Below are 19,965 nucleotides of genomic sequence, written 5' to 3'. Positions count from 1 at the left end.
CCGCCGCGTGGTTATGCTTGCCTCACTTAACACTTCCCCCTTAATCATTAGTTGCGTTCGATGCCCAAACTCCCCCCTCACTATGCCTTTGTGGCACTCGTGTTCTGGCTGCTCAGCAGCTGGGCGGGGGCGCATGGGCATTTTTGTTTTGATGGGCAGGAGCCGCCGATTTCGGTGCATATGCATCTGGATGGCCATGAGGTGCATGACCATCACCCGGATGAAGTGCATCAGGACGCGGATATAGAACTGGGTCAATCGGTATTGGCGAAGCTGAGCAAGGTCGATTTGGGATTGGTGTTGCTTGCCGCCCTGGCGCTGGTGTTGTTGATACTGCCACGCGCCCGTTTCCCGCATTTTTATTCAGGGTTTTACCCGCCTCGCTCCCCCCACTGGCGACCTTTACTGCGCGCGCCGCCCTTTACTGCCTGATTATTTATCGACCTTGTGGCTGCTGCCGATGCAGTCGCGTTTGATAACCTGCGCCTAACTGGCGCAAACAGGCAGGAACTTCGATGAAAACTCGTTTATTAACACTGGTTTTGTTGGCCAGTGCGACTTGCGCTTGGGCGCAGGACGCGATTCGCTTGCAAGATGCGCTGGCCGCCAGCTTGCAGCACAACCCGCAGTTAGCGGGCTACCAATTCCGCCGCGCTGCCTTGGCTGGCGAACACACTAGCGCCGCTTTGCGGCCAGAAGTGCGCCTGCACAGTGAACTGGAAAATGTCGCCGGGTCGGGCGATCTGGCCGGTGTGGATGGCGCGGAACTCACGCTCTCTTTTGCCTCGGTAATTGAGCTGGGCGATCAGCGCGATGCCCGCCTCGGTGTCATCACCGCGCGCCAGCAGCAGTTGATGACTGAACAGCGGGTGGCGGTGTTGGATCTGGTGGCGGCGGTGAATTACCGGTTTATCGCTCTACTGGCCGCGCAGGAGCAGTTGCAAGTACAGGAGCAGGCGCAGCAGCTGGCGCAGTCCTTAGTAACTAGCTTAAGCAAACGGGTGCAGGCCGGTCGCGCGCCGCAGGAGGAGTTATTGCGCGCCCGCGCGGCGCAAGCCAAGGCGGCGCTGGATGTCGGTCGCGCCCGCCAGCAAGTCCAGTTAGAAACACTAAAACTCAGCGCCTATTGGGCCGATAGCACCCCGGATTTCACCCGCGCCGAGGGTGATTTGTATGCGCTTACTAACCCGCAACCCTTTGCAAGATGGCAAGAGCGCCTCGCGCACAACCCGGATTTGCTGTTGCTAGCCGACGAGAGTCGCCTGCGCGCTGCTGAACTGCGCAAGGCCGAAGCTGAGGGGCAAATCAACCTGGGCTGGAATGCCGGGGTGCGCCAGTTGCAGGCGACTGACGATACCGCGCTGGTGGCGGGCATCAGTATTCCGCTTGCGAGCGGTAAACGCGCCAGCGGTGCCATCAGCAAGGCGCGCGCCGAGCAGGATGCCGCCAACTTCGCCGCCGATAGCGCCAAAATCCAGCTGGAAGCCCGCCTTAAACAAACCTACAGCGCCCACGAACAGGCCTTGCTGGAGCTGTTCAGCCTACGCGATCAAATCCTGCCACTGCTGCAAGACGCCCATCGCGCTACCAGCGCCGCCTTCGAGCAGGGGCGCTACAGCTCGCTGGAGCTGGCCCTTGCCCAGCGCGAATTGCTGGAGGCCCGCGCCGCGCTGATCGACGCCGCCCTGCGCGCCCATGAAACCCGCATTGAACTGGAGCGTTTGACCGCGTCCGCTCCTATCGACCCAACCCGATTTGATGAGACAGCCCAATGAAATTAATGAAATTATTGATAAACACCCTGTTACTGGCCGCGAGCCTCGGTGTGTCGGCACAGCTTTTTGCTTCAGGCGATCACGGTCACGGCCATGATGAGCACCATGAAGATGAGCCGCAAAAAGGTGCCCACAACGGCCGCTTGTTAGCAGAGGGCGACTTTGTGGTCGAGCTGGCGATTTTTGAACAAGATGTACCGCCCGAATACCGCGCCTGGGCGACGGTGGATGGCAAATCGCTAAAGCCGAATGAATGGACATTAGAAGTGCAACTCACCCGCTTGGGTGGTGAAGTGAATCGTTTTGTATTCACCCCCGAGCAGGATTTTCTGCGCGGGCAAGGTGTGGTGGAGGAGCCGCATTCGTTTGATGTGGAGGTCACCGCCAGCTACAAAAACAAACGCTATCGCTGGGCTTATCCCTCCTATGAAGGGCGGGTGGTAATGGCGCCAGACGTTGCCAACGCTTCCGGGTTAACCACCGCTATCGCGGGTGCCGGGGTGTTGCAGGAGCGCATCAAACTCTACGGCAATATAGTGGCCGACCCGCTGCGAGTCAGCCACATTCAGGCGCGCTACCCCGGCCTGATCCGCTCGGTCAAACCCAGCATAGGTATGCGCGTAACCGCGGGTGAGGTGATCGCCAGGGTGGAATCCAATGAAAGCCTGCGCGAGTACCCGCTGCTGTCACCTATTGATGGCACAGTGGTGGAACGCCACGCCAATGCCGGTGAATTTACCGCCGACCGGGTGCTGTTTAGCATCCTCGACGAGCGCGTATTGGAGCTGCATTTGCAAGCCTTTCCCGCCGATGCCGCCAAGGTCAAGCCGGGGCAGGCGGTGCTGATCAAGGCCGATGGCCAGCAGGCCGCGACCAAAATTGAATTCATCACCCCCCGCCACGGCGATACCCCTGCGCTGGAAGTCCATGCGCCGGTGGATAACAGCGCGGGCAACTGGGTGCCCAACCAAGCCGTGGAAGGCTGGGTGGATGTAGCACAAACGCCGGTGGATTTACTGGTGGATAACCGCGCCCTGCAAAGCTTTCGCGATTGGACGGTGGTGTTTATCCAGATTGGCAATAGCTACGAAATTCGCCCACTCGAACTGGGGCGCAGCGATGGTCAATTCACTGAAGTACTCAGCGGCCTAAAAATCGGCGACAGCTATGTGGTGGAAAATTCCTTTTTGCTCAAGGCCGATCTGGAGAAATCCGGTGCCGCGCACGATCACTAGGGAGCAGCGCAAATGATTGAAGTTATTTTACGCACGGCGATTGAACGCCGCTGGCTGGTCATGTTTGCGGTGCTCGGATTAATCGCCCTCGGCCTGTGGAATTACCAGCGCTTGCCGATTGATGCGGTGCCGGACATCACCAATGTGCAGGTGCAAATCAATACCGAGGCGCCGGGCTATTCGCCACTGGAAACCGAGCAGCGCATTACCTACCCGCTGGAAACCGCGCTCGCGGGTTTGCCCAAACTCGCCTACACCCGTTCGATTTCGCGCTACGGTTTGTCGCAAGTCACCGTGGTGTTTGAAGAAGGCACGGATATTTATTTTGCGCGCAATTTAATTGCGGAACGCCTCGCGCCGATTAAATCCGCGCTGCCGGAAAATATTGAACCGGTGATGGGCCCTATCGCCACCGGTCTTGGCGAAATTTTTATGTATACGCTGGAGGCGCGCGACCCGCAACAATTTGATGCGATGGCGTTACGTGAATTGCAGGATTGGTTTATTCGCCCGCAATTAATGCAAGTGAAAGGTGTGGTGGAAATCAATTCCATTGGCGGTTACACGCGGCAATATCACATTACCCCCGACCCGGTGAAATTATTGCAGTGGCAATTGAGTTTTGAGCAGGTGGTGAATGCGCTCAAGGCCAATAACCAAAATCGCGGCGCGGGTTTTATTGAGCACAATGGCCAGCAATTATTAGTGCGCAGTGAAGGCCAATTAAAAAATATCAGCGATATTGAAAATGTCATAGTCACCAATGCCCAAGGCGTTGTGGTACGTATTGCGGATATTGCCCAGGTCGCGATTGGCAGTGAACTGCGCACCGGTGCAGCCACCCAAAATGGCCGCGAAACTGTGCTCGCTACCGCGCTTATGTTAAAGGGTGAAAATTCGCGCAATGTGGCGCGTGCGTTGGCGATGAAATTGCAGGAAATAAATCGCACGCTGCCGGAAGGAGTGACAGCGATTGCGGTGTACGACCGCACCACACTGGTAGAAAAAACCATTCGCACTGTGCAAAAAAATTTGCTGGAAGGTGCGCTGCTGGTGATTGCGGTTTTATTTTTATTGCTCGGCAATTTGCGCGCGGCCTTAATCACCGCGGCGGTAATTCCCATCACCATGTTAATGACCATTACCGGCATGGTGCAGGCCGGTGTCTCTGCCAATTTAATGAGTTTGGGCGCGCTGGATTTTGGTTTGATTGTGGACGGAGCAGTGATTATTGTGGAGAACTGCATTCGCCGTTTGGGTGAAGCCCAGCGCGGCGGTCATTTGTCATTAAAAGAACGTTTGCAACTCGCCTATGAAGCCACCAGCGAAGTAATTCGCCCGAGTTTATTTGGGGTGGGCATTATTACTCTGGTGTACTTGCCCATTTTTTCGCTCACCGGTGTGGAAGGCAAAATGTTTCACCCTATGGCCACCACCGTGGTCATCGCCTTAATTGCCGCGTTAATATTGTCGCTCACTTTTGTGCCGGCAGCGGTGGCACTGTTTATGAACGGCAAGGTTGCCGAGCATGAAAACCGCTTTATGCGCGTTGCAAAAAATGCCTATCGCCCGCTGTTATTAATGGCACTCAATAAACGCGCTTGGGTATTGAGTGCGGCAGTGTTGTTGGTGGTATTTAGCAGCTGGCTGGCCACCCGTTTGGGTTCGGAATTTATTCCGCAATTGGATGAAGGCGATATCGCCCTGCACGCACTGCGCATTCCCGGCACGGGTTTGCAGCAGGCAATAGATATGCAGGGAATTCTGGAAGCGCGCATCAAACAATTTGAAGAAGTGGATAAAGTGTTTGCCAAAATCGGCACCGCTGATATTGCCACCGACCCTATGCCACCCTCAGTGGCGGATATTTACGTCACCTTTAAACCGCGCCGCGCTTGGCCAGAACCCAAACGCCAAAAAGCGGATCTGGTAGCTGCCATGGAAGCGGCGGTAAGCGAATTGCCGGGCAACAAATACGAATTCACCCAACCGATTCAAATGCGTTTTAACGAACTCATTTCCGGTGTGCGTTCAGATCTGGGTATTAAAGTGATTGGCGATGACCTGGAGCAACTACAACAATCGGCGGCAGAAATTTTGCAACTGCTGGAAACAATTCCCGGCGCTGCCGATGCGCGTATGGAGCAAGTCACTGGCCTGCCGGTTTTAACTGTTTCCCCCAAACGCGAACAACTCGCGGCTTACGGTTTAAGCCTGGATGAACTGCAAGATTTTGTCGCCACTGCCATGGCTGGCGAAAGTGCTGGTGTAATTTTTGACGGTGATCGCCGGTTTGAATTGGTAGTGCGCCTGCCTGAAAATTTGCGCACCGATTTAATCGCGCTTGAACGCTTACCCGTGCCGATAAAAATCGAGCCGGGATTTGTCCCTCTAAATGAAATCGCCAGCATTGAACTGGCGCCCGCACCCAACCAAATCAGCCGCGAAAATGGCAAACGTTTAGTGGTAGTCACTGCCAACGTGCGCGGCCGCGATTTGGGTTCTTTTGTGAATCAAGTGCAAACCCGCATCGCCAGCGACATAAAACTGCCTAGCGGTTATTGGTTGGATTACGGCGGCACTTTTGAGCAACTTGAGTCAGCGAGCCAACGTTTAGCCATAGTGGTTCCACTTACACTGTTGATGGTAATTCTGTTGTTGGTAATGGCCTTTGGTTCCATTAAAGATGCGCTAATCATTTTTACCGGCGTACCGCTCGCGCTCACCGGCGGCGTGTTAGCACTCTGGCTGCGCGATATGCCGCTCTCCATTTCTGCCGGTGTCGGTTTTATTGCGCTCTCGGGCATTGCTGTCTTAAATGGATTAGTCATGCTCGCGTTTATTCGCCAGCTCTACCACGAATCCGGCGATTTAATTCACGCGATTATCGAAGGTGCCCTAACACGCTTGCGTCCGGTATTAATGACCGCACTGGTCGCCAGTTTAGGTTTTGTGCCTATGGCATTTAATGTGGGAATTGGTGCAGAGGTGCAGCGGCCATTGGCAACGGTAGTGATTGGTGGAATTATTTCATCGACATTATTAACGCTAGTGGTATTGCCGATTTTGTATGCGCTGGTGTATCGCAAAAAAGTGTGACCGTAGGTTGGGGTGAGCCAGCGAACCCCAACATTTATTCCAGAGTTATATCGATATTGGAGTTCCCATGGGTGCCAGCTGCTGTCATCACGACCACAATCATCAACCATCCCATTCACCTGACCCCAAATACCGGCGCATTTTGTGGGTCGCGTTAATTGTGAATGCGCTGATGTTTTTGATTGAAATTATTTTTAGCCAGCGCGCCAATTCGGTTTCGCTGCTGGCCGATGCGATTGATTTTTTGGGTGACGCTGCCAATTACGGTATTAGTATTTGGGTGCTGGCGATGAGTGTGCAAACCCGCGCAAAAGCCTCGCTGGTGAAAGCGGCCTCCATGGGGTTATTTGGCATAGCGGTTCTGGCCCACGCAGTATGGAATGCCATAACCGGTGTGGTGCCCGATGCGCAGACTATGACGCTGATTGGTTTTCTGGCACTTGCAGCGAATGTGGTCGTGGCGATATTGCTTTATGCCTATCGCAACGGTGACAGCAATATGCGCAGTGTGTGGTTGTGTACGCGCAACGATGCACTGGGCAATGTGGCCGTTATTATTGCGGCGCTCGGTGTATTCGGCACAGGCACCGCTTGGCCGGATTTAATTGTCGCGGTGATTATGGCGACCCTGGCGTTAACGGCCGCGTGGCAGGTGATCAAGCAGGCGCGGCGTGAATTGACGCCAGTGGAATAGGTTTATATATAAAAACAATTCCATGTTTCAAAATGAAACACCGGTGAATGGCGATTCCTTTCCGTAACTTGGGCTGTTTCCAAAGCACTCATTAAGTCCTATTTGTAATATTTTTATAGTCTTTTAGTCAAAGTTACCCTTAGTATTTCTGCGGCCGTTCAGCGCGGTCGTTGTTGGTAGCTTTGCACATCCCCTTGCAATCCGGCTGCTGACATCTTTCACCCTGGCTTAGGCCCCGGGCTTCCGGGGAGATGTATCGCCTGCAGTAGTGTCGGGAATTCAAAAACTTCAAAAGGAAATAATAAAGATGAAATCCTTTTTCTCATCCATCCTCGTTTTACTCGCGTTTTGTATTTCACCTTTTGCTAGCGCCCAAAGTTGTGGCAGTGGCGGCGGTGCGACTGTGTGTTTAACCGCGACCGGTAGTACCAGCAATATTGGTTTGAGCTGGACGGTCAGTGGCACTATCAGCGGTGTGCAGATTTATCGCGATACCGATAGCAACCCCAGCGGGCGAACCCGCATTGCCACGGTCACTGCATCCACCAGAAGTTATACCGACTCAACCGCTGTGGCGGGAACGCCCTACTGGTATTGGATTAAATTTACTGCCAGTGGCGCAAGCTATAACTCCAACGCAGCGAGCGCAACACGCACCGCTTCCACGGCGGCGATGCGCAACCTCACCAGTGTGCAACTGGCGGCTTTGATGGGCGCCGGTTGGAACTTGGGTAATTCGCTGGAGGCGATTGGCAGTGAAACCGCATGGGGCAACCCGGCTACCACGCAAGCGATGATTAATGCGGTAAAAGCGGCGGGTTTTAAAACCATCCGCATTCCCGTGTCCTGGACCCAGTATTCCGATGCAAATTACAACATCAGCAGCAGTTGGATGGCGCGCGTAAAACAAGTGGTGGATTATTCAAGAAGCGCCGGGCTCTATGTGATTATTAATATCCATTGGGACGGTGGTTGGATGCAGCCTAAATACGCCAATCAAACCGATGTAAATAATCGCATCACCAAATTGTGGACGCAGATCGCCAATCAATTTAAAAACTATGACGATTATTTATTATTTGCTGGTACCAACGAGGTGATGGTGGATGGCGATTACGGTACGCCAACCGTTGAATACTACACAGTGCAAAACAGTTTTAACCAAACCTTTGTGAATGCGGTGCGCGCTACCGGTGGCAATAATGCGGTGCGCCATTTAGTGGTGCAGGCTTTTAATACCAACATCGATCACGCGATTAGTTTTGCCACTATTCCGAGCGATTCCGCTAACAAACGGTTGATGATGGAAGTGCATTTTTACGACCCCTACAATTTCACGTTAAATGAAAATAGTTCCATCTGGCAGTGGGGTAAAAATGCCACCAATTCCGCGAACGTAGAAACCTGGGCGAATGAAGCGCATGTGGATAATCAATTCCAGCGCATGAAAACCAAGTTTGTGGATAACGGGGTGGCGGTGATTCTCGGTGAGTTCGGGGCTATTTCACGCACCAATATTCCGGCAGCAGAAAGCTATCGTGTTTATTGGAACCAGTACATTACCCGTGCGGCTTATACCCGTGGTTTAGTGCCTATCTATTGGGACAATGGCTACACCGCCAATGGTGGTATGGGTTTATTTGATCGCTACTCTGGCAATCAGGTTTATCCCACGATTATCAGTACAATTGTTAATGCGGCGAAATAGTTTTTAATCTCTCCCTCGCGTTACTTTGTTCAGGGAGATTAAAAAAACAAAGCCCGGCTTCGTAATGAAGCCGGGCTTTTTATGTTGTGGATACCGCGTATTACGGCACTGAATAGTTTTACCAGTTCAAATCCGCTTTTAAACGTGCAACCAAGGCATCGCCCATACGTTGGTTGGTAATTTTATTGGGGTGCCAATCGCAGCCTAAACCGTCTTGTGGTTCAATTTTTCCCAAATCGACAAGCTGTACACCCTTGCCCGTCAGTGAACCTAAAATAATTTTTTGCGATTCGCGCTGCGCGCCGCCTAGCATGGGGCTGACAATTAAATACACCGGTTTATGGGCGTAATCCTGCTGCACCATGGCGATTAATGTTTTCATATTTGCGCGATAGTCATCGCTCACCGAGCCTTCCCAATAATCGTTGGTGCCCAGGTTAATTAAAATCGCATCGGGTTGATAAGCAGTTGCATCCCAGCGGCTATTGCTATCGTCAGCAAGCGTGCGTTGGTAGCGCACTAACATGCTGGGGTTTACCGGGGTTTTTTCACCGTAGGAGCGCCACACACCTATGCCGGACCAGGCGATTGCATGCAAGTCGGCGTTTAATGTGTTCGCAGCAAGGGCGGCGTAGGTCAGCTGCTGATTGCTGGTCTTGGCTTCGTAGTGACAATGTTGATCTGGGCCTTCCACGCCGTAACCGGCAGTGATGGAATCGCCAATCACCAAGAGGCGTTTTTCGCGCGCGGCAGGTGCGGGCAATAATTCGCCATCGACCACAGGGTCACTTAACAGGCTGCTTACCACCGCAAAAGATTCGGTGAGCCGCGTCAGACGAATCTGGTGTTCGCCCTGGGGTAAACCACTGGCGAGTTCATAGCTGGCTTCGCCTGCTTTTACCCACAAGTCCTGCGGCTTGCCATTCACTTCCACTTGAAAGCGCAAATCGCCAGTGCTGGCCAGAGTGATCGCAGCGCGAGTGCCGGTAAAACGAAACTCCAGCGCTGAACCCGGCCAACTAAATTGCGCTTTGCCCGGGCTGCTGGTATCAAACCGGCCAATCAAGCGCTGCTGTTCCCCGCTAAAACCGGGCGAATGGGCGCTGGAATTCTGGGGGTTATCTTGCTGGGGTAAGGGCTGGTTAGTGCAAGCGGCCAGCGCTATTAAGGATGAAAAAAGCAGAGCGGATTTCCACATAATGGCCTCGTGTGTTGACGTAACAATAGTTATATTTTTTTCGCGAGATTATTACCGCTGCCGTGGAATAGATAAATCAGATAAGTGAAAGGAAAGGTAAGCAACTTGTCAGCGCCGCTTTGCTACAACCGCACAATAAAAAACGGCCGCTATCCTGCGGCCGTTTTTTTGGGGTGCACAACTGAGTGAGAAAAATGTGCTGGTATTACTCCGGCAACCACATACGCGCCGTGCGTGCTGGCAAGGCGAAGGTGTAGTTGCTGCTGCTGATGTAAACCAAATTGCCGTTGGTGAGTACATCGCGGTAGTTGCGATACCACTTGAAGCGGCTGTTGGTGTTCACGCTAAAGTTTTGTTGGCTGCCGCATTTGTTAATGCCGACTACGCCCTCTTCACCGCGACGGAACAAAATCGCACAGCTGTTGTGCGCCAATACTTCCATGCCTTGACCTTGCACTTTGTTGTGGAATTTCAACATAGCGGCAATGTGCGGCGCTTTGTAGGCGTTGACCCAACGATTGTTGTCAGTGCCAGTGGTGTCACTGAAGATCAAAGGTTTGCCACCATCGCGACCCATGATGTAGGCGTAAGCCAATTGTTCGTCAGTGGAATCCATGATCCAACTGCGGAAGCCACCGTTGAGTGGAATGTCGTGGTTAACAGTGAAAGTCACCGCGCGGAATTGATCAATCGCCTGGCCTACCGCCTGTGGGTTTACCAAAGAACTCATGCTGCCGCCAAAACCAAAGGCATTGCGAATGCTGTGGAACAGTGGGAAGTCATAGGCCTTGTGGTCGGTATCGCGCAGGTAGGGGCTGAGGAAACGGTCGTTATCCAAATTGCCCGCACCGCCGCCGGTAATAATTTCACCAAACACATACATGTTGGTTTTAATAGTGGAGGTGAAAATTTGGTTCAGGTGATAGGAAGTCATGTGTTTAGCGGCATCCACACGGAAACCCTTCACGCCCATGTTTTTCAGCGCGGTTAAATAATTGCGCTGTTGGGTCACTACCCAGGAGTTGGGGTTCATATCGGGCAAACCGGTATCTCCGGCGCCGCCACACAAACGCCAGTTTTGCACTTGCCACACATCGTTGTAATCGCTAATGCAGTTAGCGGGGTTAAAATCGTAACCGCCAAACAAACCCTGGGTTAAATCGCCAAATAATTTTTGGTTGTTCCAATAAGTGGTGTTGGAATTGTAGGTGCTAATGGCGGCAGAGCCGGGGAAATCGGTTGCGCCGTTGCGCTCATTGGCCATGTGGTTGAGCACTATGTCCGCGTACACAGCAACACCTTGGGCGTTGAGCGCATTCACCATAGTTTGGAAACTTTGTTTATTGCCGCGCGCATGATCAATCACGCGAATATCTTGTGGCTGGTAACGTTGCCACCAGGCGGAGTTGGCGGAGTTGGATTTTAACGGCGGTGCGACTAATACTGCTTTGTAGCCGAGGTTTTTAATTTCCGTGGCCTTGGCGGAAACATCGCTATAGTTCCAGTCAAACGCATGTAAAATGGCATCGGCGCTGGCTTGTTGGATGCTGGAAATACTGGCCAGAGCCAGCGTAAAGGTCAGTGATGTTTTTGCCAAAAGTTGCTTCAAAAAACGATTTTTCAGAAAACGATTATCCACAGTAAGTCTCCCCTGCCCGGTGTGCAGTGCAATAAATTTCTGCAGCGGCAGTTGTAGTGATTGAAAATGTTATGGTTATTTTTTTCAGGGCAACACTTATCCCGCAGAAAATAATTCTGCAAAAACGTGTGGCCAGTGTGGGATGAAATCATCCGCATTAATCGCTCGGGGCAGTGTGGGTTGCACGGCTGCAACAGCGACAAAATGGGTGGTAACCTGAGCTCTATCCAGAGTTATTGTTATTTCACTAGAGCGCCGCACAGACAGCAGGTGTTGCGGCTAATTTAGGGCGCTGTTTGCACAGGAAAAAGTACAAACCGCACAAGGAATAGTTAAAGCCATTTGCTAATTATTGAACAGTCGGTTGCATACGTATTCAGTTTGGTCGTTTATAACTCTTTTTTTATTTATGTTGATGATTGCGTTAACAAATTCATCTTCAGTAATTTCAGCCGGCATTTTTACTTTTTTTTGATTAAGTAGCGTTTTATGAATGATTTTTTCCAACAGACCGCGCAGCGGGAATTCCAATCGGCGGTGCGCGATTTATCCAGCGCAAAACAGTTTCAAGCGGCGTTGAATAAATCGCTCAACCGCTACGACAAACTCATCGCCAAAACGATTGATGAAGCAGCGACCAAACCGGCCTGTCGCGCCGGCTGCGCCTTTTGCTGTTATTACAAAGTGGAGGTGCGCGCCCATGAGGTGCTGAATATTCGCGCCTATCTGGATCAACATCTGGCGCGCGAACTGAGAGAAAAAATTCTGCAGGAAATAGCACAGAATGCGGCGCAGATTCGCAACATGACGCCGGAACAGCAGCTTACCACCAACCTCAAATGCCCGCTCCTGCAGGACAACCAGTGCAGTGCCTACCCGGTGCGCCCCTATCGCTGCCGCAATTTCCATGCGACCGATGCCAGCGCCTGCGAGGCCTCCTTTGCTGACCCGGCGAATATGGACATCAGCACCGGTATGGTGGAAACCCTGGCGATTGCGGCGGATGCCCACTCCCAGGGGTTTGAAGCGGCAATTGAACACCAGGGGCTGGATGCGCGGGTGTACGACTTTACTACCGCCTTGCAGGAAGCCCTGACCGATGAAGCCTGTGTAAAACGCTACCTGCGCGGTAAAAAAACTTTTCAACAGGCGATAGAAGTAAATTAAAACCCGCCTGCGCCCTTTATTTGTTGTGAGGGCTAGTTGTTGTGAAGGCCAGCTGCTGTGGTGCTCAAGCGTGCAGTTCGATGCTGATATGCACCAACTCTTCATGGATGGCGAGTTGTTGTTTAAAAAAATCGGCGCTGGTATTGGCGCTGGTGTTCAAGGCGACCACACAGGCGTATTGGTCGCGCCCCACGCGCCAGACATGCAAATCGCGGATTGTTGCCGGCACCGGGCTCTGGGCAATCACGTCGCGAATTTCTTTCACCACCGGTGCGTCCATTTCCGCATCCAGCAGCGCGCGGCTACTGGTGCGCAATAAACCCAACGCCCAGTTGCCCACCAACAGCCCGCCCACAATGCCCATTACCGGGTCCAGCCAATCGGCGCCCCAGAGTTTGCCGCCAATGAGCGCAATAATTGCCAGCACCGAGGTGGCGGCATCGGCAATCACATGCATATAGGCCGCGCGCAAATTTAGATCCTCGTGGCCATGATGCTGGTGATCGTGATCGTGATCGTGATCGTGATCGTGATCGTGGTCATGGCCGTGATGGTGGTGATGCCCGTCTTTCAGCCACCAGGCACAAATCAAATTGACGGCAAGGCCCAGAGTCGCCAGCGCGATAGCCTCGTTGTAGTGAATCTCGCTAGGGTTCAGCAAACGTTCGCCGGAGTGATAAAGCATGGTCACGGCGACCAGCAACAATAAAATCGCGCTGGTATAGGCGCCCAGCACTTCGATTTTCCAGGTGCCAAAGCTGAAGCGGCCATCCTGCGCCAGGCGGCGTGCCATCACATAGGCAAAGAGCGCCAGGCCAAGCGCTACCACGTGGGAACTCATGTGCCAGCCATCGGCCAGCAGTGCCATGGAGTTGTAATACCAGCCGCCGGCGATTTCCAACACCATCATGACTGCCGTGAGTATCACCGCGCGCCGGGTATTTTTTTCGGCCAGCGGGTTAGCGGCATTAATAATGGGGTGATGGCAGGTTTTGTGGTGCTGGGCGGGGGTCATAGGGCAACCTTGTTTAACACTGGCGTTATAAACGGGTCGCCATAATGCCGCTGTGCGAGTGGCGCTGGCAATGTGTGGTGCGAGGGGATTGGTCAGTGCGCATTTGCCCGGCACAGTGTGCACCGGGCAAACCATGGGTCAGGTGACCTTGGCGGTATCAGGCAACTTTAAAAAACGACATCAACTGCTGCAGGTGTTGCGATTGATCGTTGGTTTGTTCGGCGGTCGCTGCCAACTCTTCTGCTGCCGCCGCGTTTTGCTGGGTGGCGCGGTTGATTTGCAACATCGCTGAATTGACTTCCGAGAGGCCAGTGGATTGTTCCATCGAACTGGCCGAAATTTCCTGTACCAAATCCGAGGTTTTGGTAATCGCCGGCACCATATCTTTTAACAGCTCACCGGCGCGCTCCGCCAGGCGCACGTTGCCGGCGGTCAGCTCATCAATTTCCTGGGCCGCTACGCGGCTGCGCTCGGCCAGTTTACGCACTTCACTCGCCACTACCGCAAACCCGCGCCCGTGTTCACCGGCGCGCCCCGCTTCAATCGCCGCGTTTAAGGCGAGCAAATTGGTTTGGTAGGCAATGTCGTCAATGATGGCGACTTTCTCGGCGATCTGGCGCATGGCCTCCACAGTTTTGGATACTGTCGCCCCGCTTTCTCCGGCTTGTTGTGAGGCTTTGGCGGCAATGCCATCGGTGACGCGCGCATTGTCGGCGTTTTGTTTTACGGAGCTGGAAATTTGCTCCAGCGATGCAGAAATTTCCTCCACACTGCTGGCCTGTTCGGTAGTCGCCTGGCTCAGACTTTGGGTGGTGGCCGATACCTGTGAAGAGGCGTTGGTAAGTGCATCCGAGGTATTCAAAATATCGGTCACGGTGCGCGACAAACGCTCCATGGATTCATTCATCGCATTCAATAACTGGCCAAATTCATCGCGCCGCTCGCTACGGCTGCGGAACGTTAAATTGCCCTCCGCCAACTGGCGCACGGCGTTGGCCACAATTTGCAGCGGTGTGGTAATGCTGCGGAACAGCGCAACCGATAAACCAATCGCCAGCAACACGCCGATAGATGCGGTGATTAACATGGTCAGCGAAGTGCGCTGGAAGTTACTAATGGCCGACTCCTGTTTCGCCGCCAGAATTTGCTCCAGCCGCTCCTGCATTAAATCCAGTTCATTGCGCATCGCCTCAAAGTCGGCGGCGGCTTTACCGGTGCTTAACTCCAGTGCCAAACGGCGCGACTCGGCATCCGGCTGTTGCACCATAGCCACTACCTGATCGGTGCTTGCCTCCCAGCTATCGCGCAGGCCGGTGTAGTTATTGCGCAGCTCATTGAGTTTGGCGTCCTCAATCAAATTAAAAAACGCATCCACCCGCTCGCGGGCCTGTTGTTTGTTCTCGGCGTGCTCGCCCAGCAGGGTTTTGAATTGTTCACTTGCCGGGTCAGTCGCGATCAAGGTGCGCTCCGCCACCAGTGCCTGCTGCAAATCCCGGTCGGCGGAGTACAGGGTGCTGGTGCCGGGCACATAATTATTCAAAATTAACTTGGTGGTGGCGTGTTCGGTGTGAAAGGCATAAGCCACAAACACCAACAGCGCCAAAAACGTCAGCGTTACCAGCGCAAACCCACCGCCCAAACGTTTGGGCACAGAAATATTCACCAACATAACCCTCTCCTTCTTATGCAATCGCTGCGTGACTAGATATTAACTCTAGACCTGAGTTGGCCGTTGTTCCAATTTGGTGCTTTGGCGGGGTGATGGAGGTTCGGCGAAGCTTGAGCGCCGAAAAAACGCTGGCCCTGTGTTTTGGTAGCCTATATATTCGGGCGCTCGCAAAAAACCGGGAGCGCCTGCGCGGTCTACCGCATTGGGAGTTGCAGGGGTTTTACCGGTTCTGTGTCATCTGGATTTTTATAAGTATTTTTAGGCAATAAATAACATGGACGCATTTAAATTATTAATATCTGTACTAATCATTGTGATATTCAATTCAGTACCTGTAAGCGCAAAAGTATTTTCCTGTATAAAACAAGGCAAAACTATCTTTACGGATGATGAAAAACAATGCGGTGCAGAAAGTAAAAGTATTGACATTAATGTATCTAAAGATACGCGGGTAAATTATCGTTACCCGCAAAGACAATACGAAAATAAAAGTTCAGCTTATCAGGTTTTTATAGAGCTACCTGAGAGTGAAAAGGATAAAGCCAACATGAGCCTGGCTGTTAAAAGGCTTAATAAGTCGTTGGATTATGTTTTTTCAAAAATACCAAAATCAAGCCATAGTTATTTAAAAAAAGTCAGCTTTTACATCATGCTTGGCCCAACCGCAAAACTAGGTGGTGAAAATAATGGCCTCAGATATTTCCCTGTCAGCGGAGATCCTAATCTTCTTCTAGGCGATAAAAGATGGTCGCATTCAATTGTTATTTACAACCTTGAAAATTTTCTTTGGCTTCCTGATTTATGGGTTAACAAAGTTATGGTGCATGAGCTAGCCCATGCCTGGCATTACGAAGACTGGTCTAATAATTACCCTTTACTCAAGCAGGCGTGGTTTTCATCCAGACAAAGTGGCCTTTATCTTTCGCAACAAGATATAAATGGAAAAATATTGAAACCTGCTTACGCCTCCACGAATGAAAAAGAATACTTTGCGGAATTGTCTGCAATTTATTTTGTGGGTGGCGATTATTATCCGTTTAATCAAGTAGAGTTAAAATCCTATGACCCCAAGGGTTACTCCATGCTTGAAGCGGTTTGGGGAATTTGATTTCATCCAGAAATGATCGATTGAGTAAATATTAACTATTCATAGGTATAAACATCAGGTGTATTCATCTACTTTTATATTTTTAAAAAAGCAATTTGACGAAGAGTTTTATGCCTTGGATAAGGCAATCGCCGATGCGGCCAAATCTATCCCCGGCTATTTGTGTGAGGAAAGCTGGGAGAATCCAGAGAGTGGGTTTGTATCCAATGTGTATTATTGGGAATCCCTGGAGGCGTTGCATGAATTAGTGCGGCACCCCAAGCATTTGCAAGCTAAAGCATCCCAGGAAAAATGGCTTGATGGGTATCAGGTTGTGATATCTCAGGTGTTAAAAACCTATGGCAACACTGAATTTGGTGTATTGCCTGTGCAAAAAAGTAATCCATAAAAAACACACACCGAAGGAGTGGAATCACAGATGTACATACCAAAACATTTTGCAGAGTCTGATAGCGATCTGCTGTACGAATTTATCAGGGGAAATCCATTCGCGCTCTTGGTTACCAATACACAAAGTGGTTTGAATGCTGACCATCTGCCGGTGTATTTGAATACTCAAAACCCACACAAGGTGTGCATACAAGGCCACATTGCCAGCGCCAATCCCCTGTGGAAAAACATTACTGGTTTACAGCAGTCACTGCTTATATTTCAGGGCAGTAACGCCTACATTTCGCCGTCTTGGTTGCCCTCCAAAAAAACGGACGGCAGGGTTGTACCTACCTGGAATTATTCAGCTGTTCACGTAAAAGGTTGCATTGAATTCATTCACGACCCCAGCTGGAAATTAGCGCTGCTAAATAATTTAACTGCGCAACAGGAAAATAAACTGGAGTATCCTTGGTTGGTTGCCGATGCGCCTGAGGAATATATTCAAAAATTGCTGCCAGCAATCGTTGGCTTTGAAGTTGTGGTCAGTGAAGTGATGGGAAAATTTAAGCTAAGTCAAAATCAATCTACAGAGAATCAGACAGGTATAGCAGAGGGCTTGGGGCAACAGCACCCTCTAATGGCAGAGCAAATTTTTTCAAGATTAAATAGAAAGTAAAACGCTAACAAAAAGGGAAATGTCCATGTTTGAATCCAATGTGTTTGATAGAACATCTACGGCTGATGCACTAATTAGTCCTGCACTTTATAACCTTGTCATAGGGTTGTGTTTGTTCTGGGGTTTCTTTGTCAATTGGTTGTTGGTGATAAATATAGAGCCTGAATCCCTGAGAGCTATCAATCCCTGGGTATTTTTTATTGGTTATTTTGCTTCCTGTTTTTTTGGGATTTATTTATTCAACTCTTCCGATAAACCGATTGTTAGTTTTATCGGTTATAACTTCGTTGTTGTTCCTTTTGGTTTGATCGTGAATTTGGTTGTTTCCCGATACGATGAAACATTAGTCATTGAGGCAATTCGCATAACCGCGGGTGTGACGTTGGTGATGATGATATTAGGGGCTATGTACCCTAAGTTTTTTCAGAAAATTTCCGGTGCGTTAACCGTGGCATTGTTGGCTGTTCTGGTAATCGAACTGGTGCAGATATTTTTATTGGGTATTCACCACAACTGGATTGATTGGGCGGTGGCGATCTTATTTTGCGGTTACATTGGTTATGACTGGGGAAGAGCAAACCAAATTCCCAAAACAGTCGATAATGCAGTTGATAGTGCTGCTGCGCTTTATATGGATATCATTAATTTATTTTTGCGAATTTTGCGGATATTAGGCAGAAAGTAAAACCTTGTTTAACCCTATCCCAAAACCAAAAAACCGATCCTTGTGAGATCGGTTTTTTGTTTTTAGCGCGCTACAAAATCATTAGCGTTTGTAGGAGCACTTGTTGGGGTTGCCCAGTGGATCTGAGCCGAAGGCGGATACGGTGCAAGCGATAGAGCCTGGTACCGAGACTTTCTTCAGTACCCACTTGCCTTTGCGACCAAAGGCTACCCAGCCGTCGCCAGAGGTGACGGAACAGGTGCCGCCCAGGTCAGCGCATTTGGAGAAACCGTCTGGGTAGTCGCCAGTGCCAGTCAGGTTGGGTGCGCCACTCGCTGCGGATGAGCTGGAGCTGCTGGTGCCACCAATTGTCGCCACTGCCGCGTTGGAGTTGGTGACTACACCGTTGGTGGTGTTTTTGATCCAGTAGTAGTAAGTACCGGCGCTGGCGGTGCTGGCGGTGCTGTCGGTGTAGCTGCGCGCTGCCGAGGTCAGTGTGGCAATACGCACGCGACCAGCAGGGTCTGAGTCGGTATCGCGGTACACCTCTTGCGAGGCGGTCGTGAGGTTGCTGGTAGACCAACTCAGGTTAACGCTGGTGCCGGAAACGCTGGTTGAGAGGTTGATGGAACCCGATGCTGCCGCGCTGCTGGAGCTGGCGGCAGAGCTTGCAGGTGTTGAGGGCGCCGCCGCCGATGAGGTGGTGCCGCCACTGCACGCACTGGCAGTCAGCTGCGCGCCGTTTTTACCCACACCGGCGTACTGGGCGATTTTATCCTTCACGCACTGCGGGGTGACCGGTGAATAGCTGTAGGGAATGCTAATCGGGAAGGGGGCGGTGGTGGTCCAGTTGGTGGCGTCGATGGTGCCGCCGCTGGTCCAAGTGATGTTGTAAGTCGCAAAATCACCGGGGTTGCGGATGTTGTTGTTGCGCAAATCCCACTTGCCGCAATTGCTGCTGTCGAAGCGGCAGGTCACCGGGTTCACCGCATTTTGGAACCAGTTGCTCTCGATCAGCGCATAACCATTCTGACGCACGTTAATGCCCGAACTGGTGATGCCGTCATAGAGGTTGTTGTACATGTGGGTCCAACCGCCGCGCTGCAAAGGCAAACGCGCCCCTACGTTGCGGTAGATGTTGTGGTGGAAGGTGATTTTGCGGCCGCCGCCTATATCGCTGCTGCTGGAGCCATCCAGCCCGACTTTTTTACTGTCGCGAATGACGTTGTAGGAAACCGTAATGTTTTGCGATTCCTTTTTAATATCAATCGCACTTTCAAAGGTCAGGTCGCCATCCGGTGAACCTTTACACTCGTTGTTAACCGCAAATAATTCGTTGTGATCGATCCACACGTTGACGCCGCTGTCGATACGAATCATATCGGCATCGTTGGAGGCGCCGGCGAGTGCACCGATTTTCATATTGCGCACAATCACATTGCTGGATTTATTGATCACTATGCCAAAGTTAGCCGAGGAACCGTTGGCGCCCTGAATGGTAACGCCCTGGGTGGATTCCTTGATTTCCACCTTGCGATAGGCCTCGCTCCAGCGCGGGTTGGGGCAATTGCCCGAGGAGTCCACGGTGTGGTCGCGAATCATTTGGTTGATTAATGCATCCTCATTGCCGGTGTAGGTGATGATGACCGGATAGCCGCCGTCTTTGGCGTCTTCAATAATTTGCTGCATTTGGGTGTGGGTGGAGGCGTTAAAGCTGCGCGCGCCCGAGACATTGCCGCCATCGGTGGTGGAGAAACCTCCGGTCGCTGCTGCCATCACTGAGCCACTGGCGATTAAACCCAGGGCGCTGACTAACAGGCGAGGCGCGAAATTGACACGGCGCTTGGCGGTGCCAGAAATAGAATTTTTTAACATAGTTACAATCTCGTCTTAGTTATTGGAATAAACAGGACGGATTGACCGAGTTGCCATTTTTGCAATCTGGG

The 19,965-nt window shown here is 51.6% G+C and carries 16 protein-coding genes; 11 read left to right on the top strand and 5 right to left on the bottom strand.

The window, feature by feature from the left end; translation table 11 throughout:
- Nucleotides 1-60: 60 nt before the first annotated feature.
- From ACFODX_RS04030 to ACFODX_RS04005, 6 genes are all read left to right on the top strand, one after another.
- Nucleotides 61-432, top strand: coding sequence for a hypothetical protein (locus tag ACFODX_RS04030; RefSeq protein ID WP_378116303.1), 372 nt, complete (start codon nt 61-63; stop codon nt 430-432).
- Nucleotides 433-515: 83 nt separating this feature from the next.
- A complete protein-coding gene (locus tag ACFODX_RS04025) occupies nt 516-1,775 on the top strand; it encodes a TolC family protein (RefSeq protein WP_378116301.1) in 1,260 nt (419 codons plus the stop codon).
- The gene (locus ACFODX_RS04020) at nt 1,772-3,010 is read left to right on the top strand and encodes an efflux RND transporter periplasmic adaptor subunit (protein WP_378116299.1); all 1,239 of its coding nucleotides are present in this window, start codon (nt 1,772-1,774) and stop codon (nt 3,008-3,010) included. Before ACFODX_RS04025 ends, ACFODX_RS04020 begins: the two co-directional genes overlap by 4 nt.
- Before the next feature lie 12 nt (nt 3,011-3,022).
- Nucleotides 3,023-6,109, top strand: coding sequence for an efflux RND transporter permease subunit (locus ACFODX_RS04015; RefSeq protein WP_378116297.1), 3,087 nt, complete (start codon nt 3,023-3,025; stop codon nt 6,107-6,109).
- A 67-nt stretch (nt 6,110-6,176) separates the two neighbouring features.
- Nucleotides 6,177-6,803 carry a cation transporter gene (locus ACFODX_RS04010; protein WP_378116295.1) on the top strand — a complete coding sequence of 209 codons (627 nt, stop codon included), beginning with the start codon at nt 6,177-6,179 and terminating at the stop codon, nt 6,801-6,803.
- Nucleotides 6,804-7,110: 307 nt separating this feature from the next.
- The gene (locus ACFODX_RS04005; RefSeq protein ID WP_378116293.1) at nt 7,111-8,511 is read left to right on the top strand and encodes a glycoside hydrolase family 5 protein; all 1,401 of its coding nucleotides are present in this window, start codon (nt 7,111-7,113) and stop codon (nt 8,509-8,511) included.
- Between the two features lie 118 nt (nt 8,512-8,629).
- Here ACFODX_RS04005 and ACFODX_RS04000 read toward each other — a convergent pair whose 3' ends face one another.
- Nucleotides 8,630-9,709 (bottom strand): SGNH/GDSL hydrolase family protein, encoded by a 1,080-nt coding sequence (locus ACFODX_RS04000; protein WP_378116291.1) that lies wholly within the window; start codon nt 9,707-9,709, stop codon nt 8,630-8,632.
- A gap of 205 nt (nt 9,710-9,914) precedes the next feature.
- On the bottom strand, nt 9,915-11,348 hold the full coding sequence (locus ACFODX_RS03995; protein WP_378116289.1) for an alpha-amylase family protein: 1,434 nt from the start codon (nt 11,346-11,348) through the stop codon (nt 9,915-9,917).
- A 489-nt stretch (nt 11,349-11,837) separates the two neighbouring features.
- On the opposite strand from ACFODX_RS03995, the gene ACFODX_RS03990 reads away from it, so the two are divergent.
- Nucleotides 11,838-12,515: a YkgJ family cysteine cluster protein gene (locus ACFODX_RS03990; RefSeq protein WP_378116287.1), complete on the top strand. Its 678-nt coding sequence runs from the start codon at nt 11,838-11,840 to the stop codon at nt 12,513-12,515.
- A 64-nt stretch (nt 12,516-12,579) separates the two neighbouring features.
- On the opposite strand, the gene dmeF is transcribed toward ACFODX_RS03990, so the two are convergent.
- Entirely contained in the window at nt 12,580-13,530 is a 951-nt protein-coding gene (gene dmeF / locus ACFODX_RS03985) for a CDF family Co(II)/Ni(II) efflux transporter DmeF (protein ID WP_378116285.1), read from the bottom strand.
- 157 nt (nt 13,531-13,687) lie between these two features.
- Nucleotides 13,688-15,199, bottom strand: coding sequence for a methyl-accepting chemotaxis protein (locus tag ACFODX_RS03980; protein ID WP_378116282.1), 1,512 nt, complete (start codon nt 15,197-15,199; stop codon nt 13,688-13,690).
- A gap of 274 nt (nt 15,200-15,473) precedes the next feature.
- On the opposite strand from ACFODX_RS03980, the gene ACFODX_RS03975 reads away from it, so the two are divergent.
- Genes ACFODX_RS03975 through ACFODX_RS03960 form a run of 4 tightly spaced genes read left to right on the top strand, consistent with a single transcriptional unit; the run spans nt 15,474 to nt 18,040 of the window.
- Nucleotides 15,474-16,307 (top strand): hypothetical protein, encoded by an 834-nt coding sequence (locus tag ACFODX_RS03975; RefSeq protein ID WP_378116280.1) that lies wholly within the window; start codon nt 15,474-15,476, stop codon nt 16,305-16,307.
- A gap of 58 nt (nt 16,308-16,365) precedes the next feature.
- Complete coding sequence (locus tag ACFODX_RS03970) at nt 16,366-16,695, top strand: antibiotic biosynthesis monooxygenase family protein (RefSeq protein ID WP_378116278.1); 330 nt, start codon at nt 16,366-16,368, stop codon at nt 16,693-16,695.
- Between the two features lie 30 nt (nt 16,696-16,725).
- The gene (locus tag ACFODX_RS03965) at nt 16,726-17,355 is read left to right on the top strand and encodes an FMN-binding negative transcriptional regulator (RefSeq protein ID WP_378116276.1); all 630 of its coding nucleotides are present in this window, start codon (nt 16,726-16,728) and stop codon (nt 17,353-17,355) included.
- Nucleotides 17,356-17,380: 25 nt separating this feature from the next.
- The gene (locus tag ACFODX_RS03960; RefSeq protein WP_378116274.1) at nt 17,381-18,040 is read left to right on the top strand and encodes a Bax inhibitor-1 family protein; all 660 of its coding nucleotides are present in this window, start codon (nt 17,381-17,383) and stop codon (nt 18,038-18,040) included.
- 81 nt (nt 18,041-18,121) lie between these two features.
- On the opposite strand, the gene ACFODX_RS03955 is transcribed toward ACFODX_RS03960, so the two are convergent.
- Nucleotides 18,122-19,894, bottom strand: coding sequence for a pectate lyase family protein (locus ACFODX_RS03955; protein WP_378116272.1), 1,773 nt, complete (start codon nt 19,892-19,894; stop codon nt 18,122-18,124).
- Between the last annotated feature and the right edge of the window lie 71 nt (nt 19,895-19,965).

Source organism: Cellvibrio fontiphilus (assembly GCF_042646205.1).
Taxonomy (GTDB): Bacteria; Pseudomonadota; Gammaproteobacteria; order Pseudomonadales; family Cellvibrionaceae; genus Cellvibrio; species Cellvibrio fontiphilus_A.
Note: the sequence above shows the minus strand (reverse complement) of the source record. Positions and strands in the feature narration are given on the sequence as shown.

Coding starts and splice junctions, on each gene's coding strand:
- ACFODX_RS03955 (WP_378116272.1), bottom strand. CDS start 19,894: ATGTTAAAAAATTCTATTTCTGGCACCGCCAAGCGCCGTGTCAATTTC.
- ACFODX_RS03965 (WP_378116276.1), top strand. CDS start 16,726: ATGTACATACCAAAACATTTTGCAGAGTCTGATAGCGATCTGCTGTAC.
- ACFODX_RS04020 (WP_378116299.1), top strand. CDS start 1,772: ATGAAATTAATGAAATTATTGATAAACACCCTGTTACTGGCCGCGAGC.
- ACFODX_RS03980 (WP_378116282.1), bottom strand. CDS start 15,199: ATGTTGGTGAATATTTCTGTGCCCAAACGTTTGGGCGGTGGGTTTGCG.
- ACFODX_RS04030 (WP_378116303.1), top strand. CDS start 61: ATGCCCAAACTCCCCCCTCACTATGCCTTTGTGGCACTCGTGTTCTGG.
- ACFODX_RS03990 (WP_378116287.1), top strand. CDS start 11,838: ATGAATGATTTTTTCCAACAGACCGCGCAGCGGGAATTCCAATCGGCG.
- ACFODX_RS04005 (WP_378116293.1), top strand. CDS start 7,111: ATGAAATCCTTTTTCTCATCCATCCTCGTTTTACTCGCGTTTTGTATT.
- ACFODX_RS04025 (WP_378116301.1), top strand. CDS start 516: ATGAAAACTCGTTTATTAACACTGGTTTTGTTGGCCAGTGCGACTTGC.
- ACFODX_RS04010 (WP_378116295.1), top strand. CDS start 6,177: ATGGGTGCCAGCTGCTGTCATCACGACCACAATCATCAACCATCCCAT.
- ACFODX_RS04000 (WP_378116291.1), bottom strand. CDS start 9,709: ATGTGGAAATCCGCTCTGCTTTTTTCATCCTTAATAGCGCTGGCCGCT.
- ACFODX_RS03960 (WP_378116274.1), top strand. CDS start 17,381: ATGTTTGAATCCAATGTGTTTGATAGAACATCTACGGCTGATGCACTA.
- dmeF (WP_378116285.1), bottom strand. CDS start 13,530: ATGACCCCCGCCCAGCACCACAAAACCTGCCATCACCCCATTATTAAT.
- ACFODX_RS03975 (WP_378116280.1), top strand. CDS start 15,474: ATGGACGCATTTAAATTATTAATATCTGTACTAATCATTGTGATATTC.
- ACFODX_RS04015 (WP_378116297.1), top strand. CDS start 3,023: ATGATTGAAGTTATTTTACGCACGGCGATTGAACGCCGCTGGCTGGTC.